Source organism: Streptomyces sp. NPDC001292 (assembly GCF_042896465.1).
Lineage (GTDB): Bacteria > Actinomycetota > Actinomycetes > Streptomycetales > Streptomycetaceae > Streptomyces.
In genome coordinates, this window is record NZ_JBIAXG010000054.1 from 16046 (window position 1) to 36174 (window position 20129).

A 20129-nucleotide genomic window follows, 5' to 3' on the forward strand; every position below is an offset into this window, starting at 1 on the left:
GAACGCCAGCCTGGTCACGGCCGGCGGCAGGATCACCTGGGCCACCCAACAGCGGCAAGCGACTCCGACGGGGCGGCCCAGGGCGGCCGCCAGAATTCAAGGTCGGCACTGACGCGGTCTGGTCGCCGGCTCCCGGCAGGCCAGGCCTGCGCGACCGTTCACCGGCGGCAGGCCTTGCGGGCCGGGCGCCGACCAGGGTGGCCGCTGGGCGCAGGGATGGGGTAACCAGATGCGCAGCGGCTCCAGGTACGAAGCCCGGACGGTATTCATTTTCCACTCGGTCACCAGGTCGGTGACGACGAGGGCGACGGCGTACTTGGCGTCCTGGGCGAGAACGTCGGTGGTGATTCCCGCGCCACCGTTCGGGGTTGCTGCCCTCAGAAGCAGTTCGTCCATGGCCTGACCGGGGGTTCTACGAAGGGACAACCGGTATGACCGCCCGCTCGTGGAGGCTCGGCTCAACTCCTGACGGCGGCCGACATCGAGGAAGGGTCGCTGGCGGGCGTCGCCGACCGTTGCCTCGGCTCACGATGCCAGGACGTGGCTGGCGGCGACAGATGATGCCAGGCTGCCGCCGATGACGACGGCCCAGGCGGCGAGGATCGGGACGCGGTTGCTCCAGGTGCGTAGCGCGGGCGAGGTCGTGGCTCGGGCGAGGAATGCGCTGCGGCCGCGTAGTACCGCAAGGCCGACGCCGGTGAGGGTCAGCGCCATGCCGACGCCGAATGCCGCCACCATCGCGATCGCTGTGCCGACCCGGCCGGTCAGCAGGCCGGTGAGCAGAACGAGGAACGCCGACGGGGAGGGGAGCAGGCCTCCGGATGTGCCGAGGAGCAGGATGCCGCGCCAGGTGAGCAGGGCCTTGGCGGCCGGGATGTGGTGGCTGTGCCCGTGGTGGTGATCGTGGTCATGCCCGTGGTCGTGGCCATGCCCGTGATGGTGACCATTGCGGTGACCGTGCTTGCGGTTGGTCAGGTGGCCACGGAGCAGGCCGATGCCCACGGCGACCACGACCAGGGCCGCGATCAGTTGGAGCCAGTTTGTCACCGCGGCGACGTCCGGTGCGTGCTGGGCGGCGAGCCAGAAGCCCACGGCAAGTACGGCGACGGACGCGGTGTGCATGACGGCCACGATGGCGCCGAGCCACACCGCGTCCCGTGCCCTGCCTCCGGCGCCTACGAGGTATCCGGCGGCGAGCGATTTCCCGTGGCCGGGGGCGCAGGCGTGGAAGGCGCCCACCGCAGCCGAGATGAGGAGGACCACCGGGAGTACGACGCCCTGGTCCAGGAGTGCCGCGAGGTCTGTGGTCCACAGGGTCGTTGGTGCTGTGGACGCGGTGGTGGCGGAGTTTGGGGCGCTGCTCAGGGGGAGGGTTTGGGTGGGGTCGCTGGAGGTGTGCAGTCCGCCGCCGTTGTCCGTTACCGAGATTGTGCGATAGGCGGGGTTGACGTCGGTCAGCGCGGTAATGGTGAGGGCGACCGCGTTCACCGGTTCGGGGCAGGTGTAGGGCACCACGGCGCCCTTGCTCGCGAGCTGCTGGGTGTCCACTGTGCCCAGCCGGCACTCGTGCCCGTCCTGGTCCACGGTGATGTGTGAGCCGAGGTAGGCAGCCTCGTCTCCCTGGGCGGCCTGGTGCAGGACGTCCAGGTCGTTCTGCGGGGCTGACCAGGTGATCTCGACGGTACGGCCCTCGGCCTTGACTCGGGCGACCGGCGGTGTGCCGAAGGGGTGCGCTTCGGCCGTGCCTGCGGTGCCGAGCAGCGCCAGTGCGGCGGCCAGGCCGATCAGTAGGAGACGGGTGGCGTGGGCGCGGGTGGTGCGGAGGGTGTGCACAGTGGTGGTCCCGTCGGGAGTAGAGCGCCGCGAGTTGCCTCCCCTGGCGGGGAGGCAACTCGCGGACGGTTGATCAGTGGCCGTTACCGCGCAGGTGGCGGGCAGCCAGTGCGTGGAGCGTGCCGTCGTCGGTGAGGGCGAAGACGTAGTCACCGCTGACGGAGAGCGCCGAGGTCACCCCGGCGCCGAGGTTGTGCTCGGACAGCAGCTTGCCGGTGGCACGGTCCAGGACGACCAGGCGGCCGTCGCGGGTGCCCGCGTACACCAGGTCCTTGGTGACCAGGGCGTGCATCGTGGGCGAGTTGAGGTCCCCGCTGCACCCCACGGGGGTCCTGCCGGGCTGGTAGCCCACCTTGGTCTCCCAGATCGGCTTGGACGGGTCGTCCGCGCTGGTGTCGTAGGCGCGGATGACGCCATCGCGGCTGGCGATGTAGGCGGTGGTGCCCCAGATCGCGGGGCTGGTCAGCGGGGCGGGGCCGCTCTCGCCACAGCCGCTGCCGCCGCCCAGCGGGGACTGCCACAGCACCGCACCTGTGCTGAGGTTGTGCCCGCGGACGCCGCTGTTCGTCATCGTCACCAGCTGCGGGTCCCCGTTGGCCGGGTCGGTCAGGGCAGGGGAGGAGTGGCTGGCGATGTCCCCGTTGGTGTCCTTCGCCCACAGCTGGCGGCAGCCGACGAGGTCCATGGCGACCACCGTGTTGCTGGAACCGGTGTGCAGGTAGGCGATGTCGGAGCCGGGCCGGCGGACCGCCGTGCTGTGGAACTGGCCCCAGCTCGCCGCGCCGTTGAAGCCGCCCAGCAGGTCGCCGGTCTTGGCGTCACGACACTCGATCTTGCCCCAGTTCTGGTAGACGGCGACCGTGCGCGGCTCGGCCTTCAGGTCGAAGACGGTGACTGGGCCACCGGCCCGGCCGTACCGGCGGACGGTGTCGCCGTACTGCTTCTCGTCCTCGATCTTCTGCCAGACGACATGGCCGTCCTTGGCGTCCAGCGCGTAGATCCGGCCGACGGCGGTGGTTATGTAGACCTTGCCGTCGTGGTAGGTCGGTGCCGACTCGGCGTCACCGTCCAGATAGGTGCGCCAGATCTCGCGGCCGGACTTGATGTCGTAGGCCAGCATCATGTGGTGCGGCGAGTCGAACGCCCGGGAGGAGACGATCACCTTGCCGTCCGTCACGACCGACCCGTTGAGGTTGAACTGCTCGCCGGTGTTGGCCGCCCACTGCAGGTCGAGCTCGCTGCCCGGGTCGTCGCTGCTGCCGGAGCGGCCCGCCTCGTCGCGGCCCTGACGCAGCCAGTCCTGGCCGGTCTTCGGGGCGGCCAGCTTGTCTTCGGGCACCACCGTGAAGGTGTTGGTGACGGTGGGCCACGCCTTGCCGCGAGTGTCGACCGCGGTCATCTCGGCCGTGTAGGTGTCCGGCCGCATGCCGGGGAGACTGCTGCTGATCCGGGTCCAGGAGGTCCGGGCGGCCGGGCAGGGCTCCGGGGTGCCGCCGGGGGCCGTGTAGCAGTTCTCGATACCGGTCTTGCGGACCTCGGCGCCGAACTCCATCCGCTCCTTGTGCCAGGCGATGTGGCCGCGCGAGTCGCGGATGGTCAGCGAGGCCGTGGCCGGGGTGCGACCGGCGTCCTCGGTGTACAACTCGATCGGGATTCCGGCGCTGTTGCCGTGCACACCGCCCTGCGCGGGGCTGACCAGCGCGACCGCGTTGCGGACGTCGAACTGGCGGTGGGTGCCCATCACATAGCCGGTGTCCTCGTTGCGCTTGGTGCTCGGGTCGTCGTAGATGCCCTTGAAGTCGAGGATCTTGAAGTCCGCGCGGGCACCGTCGATGCCGTACTCGCCCTGGTTGTTGATCTCAACCGAGCGGTTGAAGGCACCACGGCGGTACTCGGCCTGCTGGTTGTGGCCCGCGGCGAACATCCGCACGTCGTACTTCGACAGCTCGTCGACGGTCGGCTGCATGCCGGCCCCCGGACCCCATACGGTGAACAGGGACCGGTGCGCGAAGACGAGCACCTGCTTGCCGACGGCGTGGCGCTTGAGGTCCTCGCGCAGCCAGTCCAGCTGCGGCTTCAGGCCGCTGGAGTCGTAGTTGTCCTCAAGGACGACGATGTGACGGCCGTCGCGGTCGAAGCTGTACCACTCGGGGCCGAGGTTGCGGCGGTAGTACTCCATGCTGCCGCCGTAGCCCTTGGAGGTGGCGGTGCCGCCGACGTCGTGGTTGCCGACTACGGGGTAGAAGGGCATGCCGAGCTTGCCCTCGGTCAGGCCCTTGCGCAGGATGTCGTAGCCGCGCTGACGCCGCGGCTCCGCCGCGTAGTCGGTCACGGTGTTGTCACCGGTCGTGATCGCCATGGTGGCGCCGTCGACCTCGGACATCGCCTCGACCTGCTTGGGCCACCACTGCGACGCGCTCTGGGCGGCGCCGTCCGTGGTGTTGCTGACCTCGATGTCGGAGTTCATCACCCACTTTTCGGTGGGATTGGCGGCGTTCTTGTCCTTGACGAGGGGGAAGTCGATGCCGGAGCCGCCGTCCTCCGGAACCTTGCGGAAGAACTGCGGGATGTAGTCGTCGCGCAGTGCGGGGGTGTAGCCGTTCGGGGAGACGATGCTGATGAGGTCGGTCTCCCGGCGGGTCGGGTCGATCTCCAGGCTGTACGAGCCGTCGGGGCCGGTCGTCGTCCAGACGGCGCCGTCGGTGACGTCGACCTCGGGCATCGGCGCCTCACCGGTGTCGCGCTTGCCGTTGCCGTTGGTGTCCTCGAAGACCGTGCCTGTGACGGTGACCGTGTTGGCGGTCGCCGCTGCCTGTTCGAGGAGCGGCGCCGCCGCGGCCACCTGGGGAGCCAGACAGGACAGCGCCACCGCGCCGACGGTGGCCAGTTTGACCCGCTTGCGGTTGGCGCCGACCTTGGCGGCCAGCTGGGCGAGCTGGAGCCGCCCGGTGCGGATCTGCCACACCACGAGCAGCAGCGCGGCGGCCAGCGCGATGCCGAGCGCCACCACTGCCCACGGGAAGGTGGGGAGCGCGTGGGCGCCCGATGCGTCGACGACGGGGGTCTGAGCGTTGGCGTTGGACGTGGTGCCGTCGAACTCGGCGAGGACCTGGGTCAGCCCGCCCTGCTTCAGCATGGCGCTCAGGTCGAGCCTGTCGACGCGGCAGTTCCACGCGAGCTCGACCACGACGCCGCCAGGGACCCCGCCGGCGTCTCCGGCGACGCCGGAGCCGGTGACGGGGCAGCTCGACGTGCTCAGCAGGCGCGAGGCCCAGGCGCCCGCGTTCTGCGGTGACACCAGGTCACGGTGGACGATCAGCCGCCCGCTGGTGACGTCGGTCTTCGTGGAGATGACGATCTCGCCGTGTTGCGGCGACACATGCGCCGCGGCGGGCTGCACACAGAGGGCCAGGATGGAATAGAGCAACGCAAGGCCAAGCCCTGCTGCTCTGCGGAGGAATCTCATGTGCAAGGAAGCTAGCTTGACTGGACAAGTTTCGGATCCCTGAGAAGGCGATCTTCATCGAACGGTCCCGGGGAGTTCATGCGGGGACGCGTGAGGTCTCGACCTCACCCCGCAGTCCGGCCCGCAAACCGCCGCACGAGCAGACCGATGGACACCGTTCGGCCCTCGACTGCCAGATCGGTCGGATGGCCCCTGTGGTACCGCCCGCGCGCGGCATCCACTACGAGATGCTGGCGGACCCGGACCCCCTCCACCGGATGTACGCCCGGCCGCTACTGCGGTACGCCGCCACCGCGCTGGCCGACAAGAAGGCCGCCGAGACCGGTCGTCGTGCGCCGCCTCCGCCACCTCGCCCTGAACTCGGCCGTGGTCCTCATCCAGGGAGGCGGCCCGGAGGCGTACGCCTGGAGAGCGCTGAAGATGCGCGTCGAACGATGAACTCCAAAGCTCAAGTTCAGCTGCACCACAGATGCTCCCAGCGCCACGAACCGGATCGGCATCTACCCGGCGGGCCGCAAACCCGGCGACGTCTACTCGCTCGCCCGGGTCTACGTCGGGAACGCCAGCGGCACCGCGACCGTGGACCCCTCGGGCCTGCCCGTCGGCTCCTACTCCGCCTGGCTGCTGGCCGACGACGGGTACCAGCCACTCGCCGCGCCGGTGAACTTCGACATCGTCCCGCGCCCCCCGCGCCATGCCACTGTCCAGGGCACCGTCTTCGACGACAAGAACGGCGACGGCATCCAGGACTCGGGGCGGGGCCCGGGCGGCCTCCCGCCGACGGGCACGACGGCGTGGGAAACGGTGGCGGAGGAGTCGGCCATGGGCTGGGTCACCCGGCCACGGCCTTGCCCCAGCCGTGGGCCACGACCTGCTTGGCCTTGTCCAGCTGGGCGTCGGTCGGGAAGGAGGGAGTGCCGTCGACCTGGGGCAGATTGGCGGCGGCCGCGCTGTCGACCGTGCCACTCCGAGTCATCGAGGGCATGAGCGCCGGGCGGGCGTAGCCCTTCAGGAAGAGGTTCTGGCCCTCGGCGCTGTAGAGGTACTCCTCCCACAGCCGGGCGGCCGCCGGGTGCGGGGCGTCCTTGTTGATGGCCTGTGAGTAGTACTGGGCGTACTGGCCGTCGGTGGGGATGACCACCTTCCAGTCCACGCCCTTGCTGCGGAACTCGTCGGCGTAGCCGGCGTTGAGGTAGTCCCAGTCGATGCTGATCGGGGTCTCGCCCTTCTCGACCGTGGCCGGGGTGGATTCCACCGGGTTGTAGTTGCCGGCCTTCTTGAGCTTCGCGAAGAAGTCCAGGCCGGGCTGGATGTCGTCGAAGGAGCCCTGGTTCGCCAGGGCTGCGGCGAAGACGCCGCCGAAGGCGGAGGCCGACTTGGTGGGATTGCCGTTCATGGCGACCTGGCCCTTGTACTGCGGCTTCAGCAGGTCGGCGAAGGACTGGGGGCACTCCTTGACGCGCTTGGCGTCGCAGCCGATCGAGACATAGCCGCCGTAGTCGTTGTACCAGCGGGCCCGGGTGTCGCGCTGCGTGGCCGGGATGTCGTCGAAGGCCGCGACCCGGTACGGGGCGAGCAGCCCCTGCTGAGCTGCGCTGAGTGCGAACGACTGGCCCAGGTCCACCACGTCAGGGGCGCGGTCCTGGCCCTTGCGCGAGGTGATGGCGTTGATCTCGTCCTGGCTGGCGCCCTCCGGGTTCTCGTCGTTGACCTTGATGCCGTACTTCTTGGTGAATCCGTCTATCACGGCGCCGTAGTTGGCCCAGTCGCGGGGCAGGGCGATCGCGTTGAGTACGCCCTCCTTCTTGGCCGCCGAGACCAGTGCGTCCATACCTCCGAGGTCCTGCGCCGAGGTGGCAGTGGCGGCGTGCGGGCCGCCCGTGCGGCCAGTCGCGACGGAGTCGGGTGCCGAACCGCAGGCGCTGAGCGCGAGCGTGGTTGCGGTCAGCACGCCGGCAAGGCCGACTGATCGCGCAGGGAGCAGGTTCACAAGGTCTCCTGAGGGTGCATGAGCTGCCCGGAAAAAGTGATCGGGTACTGCCCGGACCCAGGCAACTTGTCCAAACAAGATGTCCCAAGTACGTCGCAGCGGGATGACCTTTCGGTGAACGGATAACAGATGCTCGCGCTCGGTTTGAAGGCTCCTTGAGAGGACGCGGGCCGCGTGGGCGTGCGGTCTCCGCTGTGTGCAGGACGAGCGTGCCCGGTGCGGCCGGATCGCCTACCCTGTGTGCACAAGCCGGTGGCGCGCAGAGCGGAGCCGGTATCGCGGATGAGAGGGCTGGGTGTGGCGGCACGGCACGAGCAGATCGCCGGCGAGCTGAGGGTTGCGATCGATCGCGGCGACTACCCGGTGGGGGGCCGGCTCCCGACCGAGGGCGAACTCGCCGCGGAGTATCAGGTATCCCGCGGCACTGTCCGCCAGGCGCTCGCGGCTCTGGTGGTCGACGGACTGATCGGCTCACGACAGGGCACCCGACGGGTGGTGCTCGGTGCCCGCCGCAGCCAGAGCTTCACCGAACTGCGCAGCTTCGCCCAGTGGGCGCGGGCGGCCGGACACCAGGCCACCGGCAGCGTCGTGGAGACCGCCCGGCGCCCGGCCTCCACCGAGGACGCGCTGCGCCTCCAACTCCCCTCCAGAGCCGAGGTGTTGTATGTCCTGCGAGTGCGTGGCCTGGACGGACAGCCGGCCCTGCTGGAGCGCACCGTCTACGCCGACTGGATCGCGGACGCGGTCGAGCGCATCGAGCCCGACTGCGAGTCGGTCACCCAGCGGCTGCTCGACGAGGTGGGCTTGGTCTTCGCGAACGGCGAGCACGTCATCGACGCACTTGCGGCGGGCACCCGCGACGCGGAACTGCTCGGCATTCGCCGCGGCACCCCGCTGCTGCGTGTCCGCCGGGTGACCACCACCCACGCCGGCCGCCCCGTGGAGTGGTCCGACGACCGCTATCGGCCGGGAACGGTCACCTTCCGCATCCACAACTCCATCGGTGCCAACCCGCTCGTCCGCCAGCCCGGCGGATGACCGCGGCGTGGCCCTTCAGAGGCGCATGGGCGTTCGCCTGCCCACGTCCGGGGCGACTTTCGGGCCCGCCCGCGGTTCTGTACGGTCAGCCCTTGGACCGAACCCGGTGAACCGCGTGGGGTCACCGCTGCCCTTGCAAGAACCTCATCCGCACAGGTGGGAGGGGATGGACGGCCTTTGCGAATCCCCGGGTTCCAGGCGTGCGTTGGACGATTTCCATGTCGATGCCGAGGCGGGCGGCGTGCTCGACGAGGTGCTGGGGATAGCCGCCGTCCACCCAGACTTTGCGGATCGAGGGGTGGGCGGCGGCCACATGGTCGATCAGGTCGGTGCCGGCGGCCGAGTCCTGCATGCTGGCGGCGGTGACCAGCACCGCGAGGGGGAGTTCGAGGGTGTCGGTGAGGATGCTCCCGCTTGCGGCCCACGTTTTTTCGCCGCATCTCGTCCCATCTGTCACCCCGTATAGCGCGTCTGCCGCGTCCACCCGCCAGACACATCAAGATGACGACCTCGCTTCGAGAAAAGCAGGAGAAGGCGCACCTCAAGGGAGGAAACGACCTCTCTGGGCGTTTCGATCCCATGTTCAGGGTGACGAGTCGGGCGTTTGAAGTGGCTTAACATCGAGGGATGTTGACTTCTGGGCCTGTTGGACGCGTTGAGGGCGATTGCCGCGGCTTCATGGTGTGTGAATTGGATCTGGCCGAGGAGGCGGCGGCGGCAGCGGTGCACCAGCTCGGTCGCCGTGCTTATGCGGTCGAGTCCGACCTGATCGGCTTCGACGGCATCCCTGCTCTGCGAGAGGGCGTAGAAGAGATGCGAGCCCAGCCTTTGCGTTGGCTCGGGGCGATGACGGATGACGGACAGATTGCTGCCTTCGTCGCCTGGCAGCGGCTGGCGGGGGAGGGCGCCCTCGATATCGACCGCGTGTGCGTGGATCCCGTGTGGTTCCGCCGGGGCCTGGCATCGCGATTACTCGATCATCTCTTGACCGACCTGGTTCCAAACGGGCACGTCCTGGTGAGTACCGGTGCCGACAACCTTCCGGCAGTTGCGCTCTATGAGCGCCTCGGGTTCTCCCGTGTGGGCACCATCGAGCCCGCCCCCGGATTGCGGGTGGCCCAGTTCCGGCTCATCCGGGATTGAGCCGGAATGGCAGGGGTTCCAGAGGTGCTCCCCGCACCGGTCAGCCGTCGGCAGGCGCCGGTTTCCTCGACCAGCTCGGGGTAGCGGCCGTCACCCCCTGATCTTGGATACTCGAGACACTGGATCTTGAGGGTCTGAGAAACGTACATGTCGTGGTCATGAAGCACCGCCCGCCGGAGTTCAAGGCGGACGCGGTCCGGCGTTTCGAGGATCACCGCCGAGCTCCGCGAGGACGGCGAGTGGATCAACCACAAACGCGTTGCCGTGTCACGCGCCCCCATCGGACTCGCCGGGCTGCGGCTGAGGCACGAACACCGCGCAACGGTTGCGGACCCGGCTGCGGCGAAGGCCCCGGACCTGCTCGGCCGCGACTTCGCCGCGGACGTGGTGAACACGAAGTGCGTCGGTGACATCACCTATGTATCTGGCCACGGTCATCGACCTTGCCTCACGCCGCCTGGCCGGCTGGACGATCGCCGACCACATGCAAACCGAACTCGTCACCGATGCTCTGACCGCGGCTGAGATGGTGCTTGCTGCCGCCGAACCGGCATCGACGGTCTTTCTCGCTTCCTCCGGATCAAGCAGATCCAGTATCAGCGTGCCCACCAGACAGGGGGAGCCCCCGGTGTGTGGTCGTTGACCCGCATCCCTGACTACCTGGAGCCGTGGCTCGAACGTCCGTTGCCGCACTCCGGTCGGTAGGGAGTGGTAGCGGCGCTCACGGTCCGGACGGTCGCTCGCGTTCCCGAACCCGTGGGCGAGGCAGTCACACGACCGCCATTACGAGTTGAACCCGGTCGGCGCCGGGGCGTACCACTGCGACAACGGTGGGGATCACGGGGCCGCCGGGGCGGGAGCCCATCGGGCGGCGAACAAGCAACGCGGACCTCACTACAGTCGCCCCCAGGAATATGGGCTACCCGTTGACATCCGTGCCGACGATGCCGCAACTTGGACTGACGAACAGTCGGTTGATAAACCAACCAGATGGTCGGCCTTCGCGGAGGCTGCCCATAGTGCCGTCAGGCCCTGCCTTGCATCTGAGGCGAGTGAGCTCCTGACGCGCGTACCGCGCCCGTACTCTCCTGACGGAGGGCATTTCGTGCGAAAGCTGCGCAAAGTTCTCGTCGCAAACCGCGGTGAGATCGCCGTCCGGGTGATTCGCACCGCGAAGGAGGTTGGACTCGGCAGCGTCGCCGTGTATGCCGTCCCCGACCAGGACGCGCTGTTCGTCCGGCTCGCCGATGATGCCTTCGCCCTGGGCGGCACCACCGCCGCCGAGTCCTACCTCGACTTCGACAGGGTCATCGGCGCCGCGAAACAGGCCGGTGCTGACGCGATCCATCCGGGTTACGGCTTCCTTTCGGAGAACGCCGACTTCGCCCAGGCCGTGATCGACGCCGGAATCACCTGGATCGGTCCCACCCCGCAGGCCATGCGCAACCTCGGCGACAAAATCCGTGCGCGGCAGATCGCGATGCGTGCGGGGGTTCCACCAGTGCCCGGAACGAAGGACCCGGTCAGCAGTGCCGACGACGTCGTCGCCTTCGCTGAGGAGCACGGGCTCCCAGTGGTGATCAAGGCTGCCTTCGGGGGCGGGGGGCATGGCGTAAAGGTTGCCCGGGACCGCGAGGAGATTCCCGAGCTGTACGAGTCAGCGGTCCGTGAGGCAATTGCGGCGTTCGGCCGTGGCGAGTGCTTCGTCGAGCGGTATCTGGACAGGCCGCGCCACGTCGAGGCCCAGGTGCTTGCAGACACCCACGGCAACATGATCGTCGTCGGCACTCGCGACTGCTCGCTGCAGCGCCGGTTCCAGAAGCTCGTCGAGGAGGCGCCCGCGCCGTTCCTCTCCGACGAGCAGCGCAGAACCATTCACGACGCGGCCAGGGCGATCTGCAGGGAGGCGGGCTATCACGGTGCCGGCACGGTCGAGTTCCTCGTCGGGCAGGATGGGCTGATCTCCTTCCTCGAGGTGAACACCCGGCTGCAGGTGGAGCACTCTGTCTCGGAGGAGACCTCCGGGCTCGACCTCGTGCGCGAGCAGTTCCGTATCGCCGAGGGCGCCGAGCTCAGCCTGCTCGAGGACCCGGAGCCGCATGGGCACTCGATCGAGTTCCGGATCAACGGGGAGGACGTCGGGCGCGATTTCCTGCCCGCCCCGGGCACCATCGCATCGATCACCTTCCCGGCGGGGCCCGGAGTCCGGGTCGACACAGGTGTGGAGGACGGCTCGGTCATCGGCGGGCAGTTCGACTCGCTGCTGGCCAAGCTGATCGTCACCGGCTCGGATCGCGCGCAGGCACTGGAGCGTTCGCGGCGGGCGCTGGCCGGGTTTCGGGTCGAGGGGATGGCGACCGTGCTGCCGTTCCACCGTCTGATTGTGGACGACTCGGCGTTCGCCGCCGATCGCAAGGAGGACTTCACCGTCCACACCCGCTGGATCGACACCGAGTGGCACAACACAGTCGCGCCGTTCGGCGCCGGCACCGAGGCTGCCGAACCGGCCCTGGCAGGGGCTGAGGCCGGCAGGCTCGCCCATCCCGTCCACCTTTCGGATGGAGCAGTCCGCGGCAATGATCCCAGTCCGGGTGGTGCTGCGTCCGACGATCGGACCGGGTCGGTTACCGCCCCCATGCAGGGCACGGTTGTCCGCCTGGCGGTCCGGGACGGCGACCAGGTTCGCGCGGGAGACCTCTTGGTTGTCGTCGAGGCCATGAAGATGGAGCACCGGGTCACTGCGGATCGAGACGGCACGGTGACTGGCCTGGCGGTCGAGGCCGGCCAGCCCGTCGCGTCGGCCGCCGTCCTGCTCACGCTCACCGACCGCATCGATGCCGACCGACCGGCCGAGCATGGTCGGCCTGTCGTGCGGCCCCTCCCCGGCATTGGCGCGGTACCCGTTCACCGTGTGCCGACTCTGGAACGGCCCGATGAGCAATTGCTCACCGGCACCACAGGAGCACCAGCACTCGGCCGACCGGCCAGTCGGCCGGCGGACGAGCACGGCCGGCGAACGGAATTGGCACAGCTTCGGCAGCAGCAATCCGATGGCTTGACCGTGCGACAGATGCTGCTGAGCCGCCGGGTGGCGCACCGGGGGGCAGCGGCCACCGCGGATCGCCAGTTGTCGGCACGAGATCGCGTCGAGCGGTTGTGCGACCCGGGGTCGTTCAGTGAGCTGGCTCCGCTGCGTCGCGGTCCCGCAACCACCTACGGAGGAAGTGGTGTCGTGCGGGACGGCGACGGGGTCATCGCCGGGTTCGGAACCGTGGACAGCCGGCCGGTTGCCGTGGTGTCCCACGACTTCGCCGTCGCCGGTGGTTCGATCGGATCCGCGTTCGCCGAGGCAGTCGTGCGCGTCCAGCAGCTAGCGATGGAGATCGGGGCGCCGATCGTCTATCTGAACGACTCCGGTGGCGCACGCATCCACGAGGGGATCCAGTCGCTGCACGGCTGCGGCCGGATCTTTGCACAGAACGTGCGCGCCCGGCCGATCGTTCCGCAAGTCTCGGTGATCATGGGGCCCTGTGCGGGGGCGGCAGCGTACTCTCCGGCGCTGACCGACTGGACGATCATGGTGCGCGGACGCGGGCAGATGTTCCTGACCGGCCCGGAGGTCGTGCGCACGGCGATCGGTGAGTCGGTGACTCCGGAAGACCTGGGCGGTGCGCTGCTGCACACCCGTGACAGCGGGGTGGCTCATCTGGATGTGGCTGACGAACCGGAAGCCCTTGACACGGTCCGTCAGCTGCTCGGCTTCCTGCCGTCGCGGGCCGGCGGGCCGTTGCCGCTCATCGACCCGGCGGCACCGCAGGTGGAGCCGGCTGTGCTCGCCACGGTGGTGCCGGATTCACCGGCGAAACCGTTCAACATGCGGCGCGTGCTGGCGGGAGTGCTCGACGGCGGGGAAGAGTTGGAGTTGATGCCCCGCTTCGGGCCGAGCCTGCTGACGGGGTTCGCCCGGCTCGATGGAGTGCCGGTGGGCGTGGTTGCGTCCCAGCCGAAATGCCTCGGCGGTGTCCTGGATGCGCAGACCGCGGTCAAGTGCTCGCGCTTAGTGGCCTTTTGCGGCCGGTTCGGACTGCCCGTGCTGACCTTCCTCGACGTGCCCGGGTTCATGCCCGGGTCGGTCGAGGAGCGCAAAGCATTGATCACCCATGGCGCCGGGATGCTGGCAGCGTATGTCGAGGCCGCGGTGCCCAAGCTGACAGTGGTCGTCCGCAAGGCCTACGGCGGGTCCTACATCGCGATGGGCTCGCAGTCGTTGGGGGCGGACCGCACCTGGGCATGGGCTTCGGCTGAACTCGCGGTCATGGGGCCGGAGGCCGCCGTCGGGTTGCTGCACCGACGTGAGCTTGCCGCGGCCGCTGATCCGGCCCTCACCCGGCGGGAGTTGGCCGCGGAGTACCGCGAGACCGTCACCCGCCCGTTCCTGGCCGCCGAGGCCGGGATCATCGACGAGGTCATCCTGCCCGAGGAGTCGCGCGAGCGGATGGTCGCCGCGCTCCGCCTGCTGATGTTGAGGGAGTCGCGCTCATGAATGAGGTGTACCTGGTGGACGGCCTTCGGTCGCCGATCGGCCGCTTCGGGGGGGCACTGGCCCCGCTGCGCGCTACCGAGATCGCCACACCGGTGGTCACCGGGCTCCTCGCCCGGACCGGTCTGTCGGCGTCAGAAGTGGAACAGGTGATCGCCGGCTTGGTGCTCCAGGACATGACCGAGTCGAATCCTGCCCGGATCGTGGGGCAGCGGGTCGGGGTTCCTGATGCTGCCCCGGCGTTCACCTTGAACATGCAGTGCGCGTCGGGCATGGCGGCGCTCGTCATGGCGGCACGTCAGGTGGCGCTCGGCTCGGTGGGCTGCGTACTCGCGGTGGGGATGGAGTCGATGAGCAATGCGCCCTATACGGTGCAGGGCGCCCGATGGGGGCTACGGCTGGGACACGGCCGGTTCACCGACTCCCTCGAGGAGTGCAAGCTGGCCGGCTCGGGCATGTGGGGCGATCCCCAGACCATGATCGATGTCGCGGAGCGCCACGCCCAGGTGGACGGCGTGTCGCGGCGTGAGATGGACGAGTACGCCGTGGTCTCCCACCAGCGGGCTGTCGCGGCGATGGAAGCCGGCCGGTTCGACGACGAAACGGTGCCTGTCACGGTGCCCCACCGCGGCGGCCCGGTGGTTGTCGCTCGCGACGAGAACCCGCGTGCCGATGTCTCGGCGGAGCGGCTGGCGGCCATGACGCCGGTGCGGGCGGGCGGCACCATCACCCCGGGCAATGCCTCCGCGCACAACGACGCCGCGGCGGCAGCGCTGGTCTGCGACGCGGCGACCGTCGCCCGGCTGGGGCTGGAACCGATCGCGCGGATCGTCGTGCCTGGCACCGCCATGGTCGGATGCGATCCGCATCTGATGGGCTACAGCTGCGTGCTGGCAGCCGAGGCCGCGCTGGCGGGCGCCGAGCTGAGCCAGGACGACGTCGACCTCATCGAGTGCAACGAGGGCTTCGCGGTACAGATGGTGGCCTGCGAGCGCAAGGCCAAGTGGCCGCGCGAACGACTCAACGTCGACGGCGGCAGCGTGGGCCTCGGCCACCCGGTCGGCATGTCGGGCCTGCGGATCGTGATCCACCTTGCCAAGGCGCTGCGGCGGCGGGACCTGCGGCACGGGCTGGCCACCGTCCCGGCCGGCAGCGGGCTCGGCACCGCCGTCGTGCTCGAGCGGGCCTGAGGGAGGCGGCGATGACACCTCGACCTCAAGCTGCCGGACGCGGGCTGACCCGCGAGTCGCTCCTCGCGACGGCCGCACAGTTGTTCGCGCGCAAGGGCTATCGAGCCACCACGCTTGAGGACATCGCCCACGAGCTGGGGCTGAAGAAGGCGTCCCTGTACCACTACATCCGCTCGAAGGACGAGTTGCTCGCGGACATCTACCAGCAGATCTTCGATCGGATCGATGCTGCGGTCGCACCGCTCGCGGCCTTGGACCTGCCGGTGGACGAGCGGCTGCGCCGAATGGTGCACGCCCACATCGCGGTCGTCACGGCCGAGCTCCCGAGCCTGTCGGTGGCGTTCTCCGAGGAGTCCGAGCTGCCAACCGAGCTGCAGCGCGGGATCCGGCACCGCAAGCGGGCCCATGAGGCGCTGTTCGAAGCGGTGATCGCGGAGGGGCAGCGGCAGGGCGTGTTCCGTCCCGGCTCGGTGCGGCTGATGGTGTTGGCGCTGCTGGGGATGTGCAACTGGATCTACAAGTGGCACCGGCCGGACGCCGCCGACCCCGGCGCCGTGGAGGAGATCGCGGCGGAGTTCGCCCTGATCCTGGAATCGGGGATCCGATCTGGCGAGCGCCGCAGCGGGGCCCACCCCCGTTTCTCCAACCTCGACGAGGCGTTCGAGCCGGCTGATCAGTCGGTAAAGCGGGTGCGCGCCGAACTCGAACGGCTCGAGGCCGAGCTCAGAGAGACGCGTGAACGGTTGCGGGACGGGCTCGCCGGCGGGGTCGGACTCCGTTCCATCGAGGGCCTGGCCGACCCCGCCCCACGGAGGGAGCGAGGTCGAAGCTGATGGTCGACAACCTGACGATAGGTCACGTCATCCGGCGGGCTGCCGCGCAGTACCCGCAACGCAGGGCGGTCATCTACGAGGGCCGTACCTACACCTATGCCGAGTACAACCGGAGGGTCAACCGGGCCGCCCATGCGCTGACCGGGCTGGGAATCGGCTTCGGCGACCACGTCGCGATCCTGGGCCGCAACTCGGTGGAGTACCTGGAGTTGTGTCACGCCTCAGCGAAGATCGGAGCGGTCTTCGGAACCGTCAACTGGCGGCTGGCTCCGAAGGAGATCTCCTTCATCGTCACCGACAGCGACTCCAAGATGCTGGTGATCGAGGCCGGATTCCAGGACACGGTGGCCTCCGTCATCGATGATCTGGCCGGCGTCACACTGGTGGTCTTCGACGGAGCGGTGATCCTTCCCGGAGCCCTGTCCTACGAGGACCTGGTGGCGGTGTCCTCCGATGCCGAACCGAAGGCCGAGTTGGACAGCAGCGACGAGGCGCTGATCATGTACACCTCGGGCACGACGGGGCTGCCCAAGGGCGCCGTACTGACTCACGGCAACATCTGCTGGGACGCCATCAGCTACCTGACCTATGCCCCGCCGATGCCGTACGACTGCCTGCTCGTCGGCATGCCGATGAACCATGTCAGCGGGCTGCACATCCAGACCACGTCGTTCCTGATCCGCGGGTTGCCGCTGGTGATCATGCGGCAGTGGGACCCGGCCGAGGCCTGCCGGCTGATCGAGCAGCACCGGGTGACCGTGGCGACCATCCTGGTCACCCCGCTGCAGCAACTGCTGGAACTGCCGGAGCTGCGCAGCCACGACCTGAGCTCATTGCGCCTGGTGCTCAGTGCGGCCGCAAAGTACACCCGCGACCTGCCGATCAACGCCATGCACGCGTTGTCGCTCGAGCGGTTCCTGTTCGCCTACGGGCTCACCGAGGCCGCTCCCCTGGTCACCATCACGGAGTTCTCCGGGGAGGCGCTGGCCAGGGAGAACACCCTCGGATTTCCCCTGTGGTACAACGACGTGCGCATTGTCGACGAACTGGACCAGGACGTACCGGACGGCCGGATCGGCGAATTGATCGTCCGCGGCCCAAACGTCTTCAAAGGCTACTACAAGCGTCCGGAGGCCAACGCCGAGGTCCTGCGCAGAGGCTGGCTGCACACTGGCGACCTCGCCTACTACAGCGACAACCACCTCTTCTTCGTCGACCGCAAGAAGGACATGATCAAGAGCGGCGGGGAGAACGTTTACTCGCTCGAAGTGGAGATGGGCCTGCTCGCGGCCAACCCGCAGCTCGCCGAGGTGTCGGTGATCGGGGTGCCCGACGACCGCTGGGGCGAGGCGGTCAATGCCGTGGTCGTGCTGCGCCCCGGGAGCAGGCTGACCGCCGAACAGCTCATCGCGAACGCCCGCTCGCACCTGGCCGGCTACAAGCTGCCCAAGCGCGTCCACTTCGTCGACGAGCTGCCCAAGAACGTGTCCGGGAAGGTGCTGAAGACCCGGCTGCGGGATCTGGTCGCCACCGGGTGGGCGGAGCCGGCGGCCTCACCGGGCGCAGGCGCGCCATTGGAGGACGCCGGCCGTGGCTGACGAGGGACTGCTTCGGGAACGTCGCGGACGGGTGATGCTGCTGAGGCTGAACCGGCCGGACCGGCTGAACGCGATGAACGGGGAACTGCTCGAGGCACTGCACGCGGGCCTGGCCGAGGTCGCCGCCGACCCGGACGCGGACGCGCTGGTGGTGACCGGGGCCGGGCGGGCGTTCAGCGCCGGGGGCGATGTGGACACCTTGACCAGTTGGCAGGGCCTGGCCTCCGCGGAGCGCCGGGTCCGGTTCCAGCGGGCGGCCGATCTGGCGATGCGTCTTGCCGAGCTGCCGCTTCCGGTCGTGGCCGCGGTCAACGGCGCGGCCGCCGGCGCCGGGCTCGACCTGGCTCTGGGTGCCGACCTGTGCTTGGCCGGCCGCTCGGCGTCGTTCGGCTCGGGTTTCGTGGCGATGGGCCTGGTGCCGGACATGGGGGGCAGCTGGCTGCTGCCGCGCGTGGTGGGGCTCTCGCGAGCCCGTCGGCTTGTCCTGGGTGCCGAACGCATTGATGCCGAGACCGCCCGCGAGTGGGGGATGGTCGCCCGAGTCGTCGCGGACGACGAGCTGGAGGCAACCGCTCTCGAGGCGGCGACGGGAATGGCGGCGGCAGCGGCGCGGCCGGCCTACACCGAGGCGAAGCGGGCGCTGTTGGACGGAGCCCGCTCGTTCGCCGACGCGCTGCACCTGGGCGCCAGTACGCAGAGCTTCCTGATGGATACGGCCGAACATCGGCGCCGCACCGAGCAGTTCCGGGCACGCGCCGATGGGAGAGGGTGACATGTTCGACGAGGAGACGCTGTCCGCGTCCCAACAGGCGAAGGCGCGATGGCAGGCGGACTACGAGCGGATCGCAAAGCGCTTCGCCGACCAGGCACCGGCCCAGGCCGCGAACCCGGAATCGCACTCGGGGCTGCCGATCAAGAACTGCTACTTCCCGCACGACGTCCCGGACTCCGCGCGTCCGGAGGCACCGGGCTCGTACCCCTACACTCGGGGGAACCTGGCCACCCAGTATCAGTTCATGAACTGGGCGAACCAGCCGGTGATCGGATACGGGCTGCCCGAGGACACCCGCAGCCGCATGGATCTGCTCGCCGAACAGGGCATGGTCGGCTACTTCGGAAGCAGGTTCTACAACCTGGTCTACGACTTGGTTTCCCACGAAGGGCTGGACCCGGACCACCCCGCGGCCCGCGGGCGCATCGGCCAGTGCGGAATGGCCGTCTACTCGGCCGCGGACATGGCCCGGCTGTTCGATGGCCTCGACCTCCGCAAGATCAACGTCGTGCACATCACCTACTACCAGGTGATCGCCGCACTGGCCCAGTACATCGCCTACGCCGAACGGCAGGGTGTCGCGCCCGGAGAGCTCCGCGGCAACACGATGAACTGGTATCACCAGTCGGCCTACGTCGGCATGAGCGCCTTCCCGCCGGAGCAAGGGCTCAAGCTCGCAGTCGAGCTCATCTCGTACTGCAGCAAGCACATGCCGAAGTGGAACACCACCAACTTCTTCGGTTACGGCGTTGAGGAGGCCGGCGGCACCGCCGTGCAGGAGATCGGCCTGATGCTGGCGTTCGGCATCGAGCTGGTCCGCGCCTGCCAGCAGGCGGGGTTGCGGCCCGACGACGTGCTGCCCCGCTTCGGCTTCCAGTTCGCGCAGGCCAACGACTTCTTCGAAGAAGTGTGCAAGATCCGCGCGATGCGCCGGATCTGGGCCACCACCATGAAGGACCGGTTCGGCGTCACCGACCCGCGTTCGATGCACGTGCGGATCCACACCCACACCTCGGGCGCGGTGCTCACCGCCCAGCAACCCCTGGTCAATCTGATCCGTACCACGCTGCACGCGTTCGGCGCCTCCATGGCCGGCACCCAGGCCATGGAGGTCTCGGCGTACGACGAGGCCCTGGCCATTCCCACTGAGGACGCCGCGACCCTGGCCCTGCGGGTGCAGCAGGTCATCCAGGAGGAGACCAACGTCACGGCTGTGAGTGACCCGCTCGCCGGCTCCTACTACGTGGAGGCGCTCACCGACCAGCTCGCTGATGCCGCTCTCAACCTGGTCGCCGACATCGAGGCCCAGGGCGGCTATGTGCGGGCCCAGCGCAACGGCTGGATCCGATCGGTCGTCGAAGAGTCCTCCGAGCGCTGGCGAGAACTGGTCGATTCCGGGGAGCGGCGCATCGTCGGGCTCAACTGCTACACGGCAGGAGAGGAGCCGGAACGGCAGCTGTTCAAGGTCGACTCCGAGGTCGAGCGGATCGCCGTGGAACGGGTGCGCCGGCTGCGGGACGAGCGCGACGCGGCTGCCTTCGACCGCGCCATGGAGTCCCTCGAGCTGGCCGCCAAGGAATTCACCGCCAGCAGGATGGACCAGCTCGGCGACGACAAGCTCCTGCTGGCCGCGATCGGCGCGGCCCGAGCCGACGCGACCACCGGCGAGATCATGGGGGTACTCAAACGCCACCTCGGCTGGGGTCCCCCGCACGAGTCCTGACGA

Annotated in this window: 12 protein-coding genes and 3 pseudogenes; 10 read left to right on the forward strand and 5 right to left on the reverse strand. The window is 69.0% G+C overall.

Going from position 1 to position 20129, the window contains the following annotated elements; all coding sequences use genetic code 11:
* Window positions 1-96 precede the first annotated feature (96 nt).
* The 4 genes from ACFY4A_RS36380 to ACFY4A_RS36395 all read right to left on the reverse strand — a co-directional run bounded on the left by ACFY4A_RS36380 (window position 97) and on the right by ACFY4A_RS36395 (window position 7289).
* Window positions 97-396, reverse strand: coding sequence for a hypothetical protein (locus ACFY4A_RS36380; protein WP_390833595.1), 300 nt, complete (start codon window positions 394-396; stop codon window positions 97-99).
* A gap of 129 nt (window positions 397-525) precedes the next feature.
* Window positions 526-1833 carry a hypothetical protein gene (locus ACFY4A_RS36385; protein ID WP_390833596.1) on the reverse strand — a complete coding sequence of 436 codons (1308 nt, stop codon included), beginning with the start codon at window positions 1831-1833 and terminating at the stop codon, window positions 526-528.
* 73 nt (window positions 1834-1906) lie between these two features.
* Complete coding sequence (locus tag ACFY4A_RS36390) at window positions 1907-5260, reverse strand: PQQ-binding-like beta-propeller repeat protein (protein WP_390833597.1); 3354 nt, start codon at window positions 5258-5260, stop codon at window positions 1907-1909.
* An 871-nt stretch (window positions 5261-6131) separates the two neighbouring features.
* The gene (locus tag ACFY4A_RS36395) at window positions 6132-7289 is read right to left on the reverse strand and encodes an ABC transporter substrate-binding protein (protein WP_390833598.1); all 1158 of its coding nucleotides are present in this window, start codon (window positions 7287-7289) and stop codon (window positions 6132-6134) included.
* Between the two features lie 297 nt (window positions 7290-7586).
* Between ACFY4A_RS36395 and ACFY4A_RS36400 the strand changes: the two genes are divergently transcribed.
* Window positions 7587-8327, forward strand: coding sequence for a GntR family transcriptional regulator (locus ACFY4A_RS36400; protein ID WP_390833623.1), 741 nt, complete (start codon window positions 7587-7589; stop codon window positions 8325-8327).
* A 157-nt stretch (window positions 8328-8484) separates the two neighbouring features.
* On the opposite strand, the pseudogene ACFY4A_RS36405 reads toward ACFY4A_RS36400, so the two are convergent.
* Window positions 8485-8775, reverse strand: a pseudogene (locus ACFY4A_RS36405) (transposase); the annotation flags it as partial.
* A gap of 233 nt (window positions 8776-9008) precedes the next feature.
* Between ACFY4A_RS36405 and ACFY4A_RS36410 the strand changes: the two are divergent.
* The 9 genes and pseudogenes from ACFY4A_RS36410 to ACFY4A_RS36450 all read left to right on the forward strand — a co-directional run bounded on the left by ACFY4A_RS36410 (window position 9009) and on the right by ACFY4A_RS36450 (window position 20126).
* A complete protein-coding gene (locus ACFY4A_RS36410) occupies window positions 9009-9470 on the forward strand; it encodes a GNAT family N-acetyltransferase (protein ID WP_390833624.1) in 462 nt (153 codons plus the stop codon).
* Between the two features lie 418 nt (window positions 9471-9888).
* Window positions 9889-10113, forward strand: a complete 225-nt coding sequence (locus ACFY4A_RS36415; protein ID WP_390833599.1) for a hypothetical protein — start codon at window positions 9889-9891, stop codon at window positions 10111-10113.
* A 471-nt stretch (window positions 10114-10584) separates the two neighbouring features.
* Window positions 10585-12297 (forward strand): annotated as a pseudogene (locus ACFY4A_RS36420) (acetyl/propionyl/methylcrotonyl-CoA carboxylase subunit alpha); the annotation flags it as partial.
* A 312-nt stretch (window positions 12298-12609) separates the two neighbouring features.
* A pseudogene (locus tag ACFY4A_RS36425) lies at window positions 12610-14013 on the forward strand (acyl-CoA carboxylase subunit beta); the annotation flags it as partial.
* A gap of 5 nt (window positions 14014-14018) precedes the next feature.
* The gene (locus tag ACFY4A_RS36430) at window positions 14019-15200 is read left to right on the forward strand and encodes a thiolase family protein (RefSeq protein ID WP_390833600.1); all 1182 of its coding nucleotides are present in this window, start codon (window positions 14019-14021) and stop codon (window positions 15198-15200) included.
* 11 nt (window positions 15201-15211) lie between these two features.
* The gene (locus tag ACFY4A_RS36435; protein WP_390833601.1) at window positions 15212-16033 is read left to right on the forward strand and encodes a TetR/AcrR family transcriptional regulator; all 822 of its coding nucleotides are present in this window, start codon (window positions 15212-15214) and stop codon (window positions 16031-16033) included.
* Window positions 16033-17631 carry a long-chain-fatty-acid--CoA ligase gene (locus tag ACFY4A_RS36440; protein WP_390833602.1) on the forward strand — a complete coding sequence of 533 codons (1599 nt, stop codon included), beginning with the start codon at window positions 16033-16035 and terminating at the stop codon, window positions 17629-17631. The genes ACFY4A_RS36435 and ACFY4A_RS36440 overlap by 1 nt, the downstream gene beginning before the upstream one ends.
* A complete protein-coding gene (locus ACFY4A_RS36445; RefSeq protein ID WP_390833603.1) occupies window positions 17624-18403 on the forward strand; it encodes an enoyl-CoA hydratase/isomerase family protein in 780 nt (259 codons plus the stop codon). Before ACFY4A_RS36440 ends, ACFY4A_RS36445 begins: the two co-directional genes overlap by 8 nt.
* A 1-nt stretch (window position 18404) precedes the next feature.
* The gene (locus ACFY4A_RS36450; protein ID WP_390833604.1) at window positions 18405-20126 is read left to right on the forward strand and encodes an acyl-CoA mutase large subunit family protein; all 1722 of its coding nucleotides are present in this window, start codon (window positions 18405-18407) and stop codon (window positions 20124-20126) included.
* Window positions 20127-20129 lie beyond the last annotated feature (3 nt).

What these genes read in the sequence shown, in the direction of transcription:
- ACFY4A_RS36440 (WP_390833602.1), top strand. Translation starts at nt 16,033, where the DNA reads ATGGTCGACAACCTGACGATAGGTCACGTCATCCGGCGGGCTGCCGCG.
- ACFY4A_RS36450 (WP_390833604.1), top strand. Translation starts at nt 18,405, where the DNA reads ATGTTCGACGAGGAGACGCTGTCCGCGTCCCAACAGGCGAAGGCGCGA.
- ACFY4A_RS36415 (WP_390833599.1), top strand. Translation starts at nt 9,889, where the DNA reads ATGTATCTGGCCACGGTCATCGACCTTGCCTCACGCCGCCTGGCCGGC.
- ACFY4A_RS36435 (WP_390833601.1), top strand. Translation starts at nt 15,212, where the DNA reads ATGACACCTCGACCTCAAGCTGCCGGACGCGGGCTGACCCGCGAGTCG.
- ACFY4A_RS36380 (WP_390833595.1), bottom strand. Translation starts at nt 396, where the DNA reads ATGGACGAACTGCTTCTGAGGGCAGCAACCCCGAACGGTGGCGCGGGA.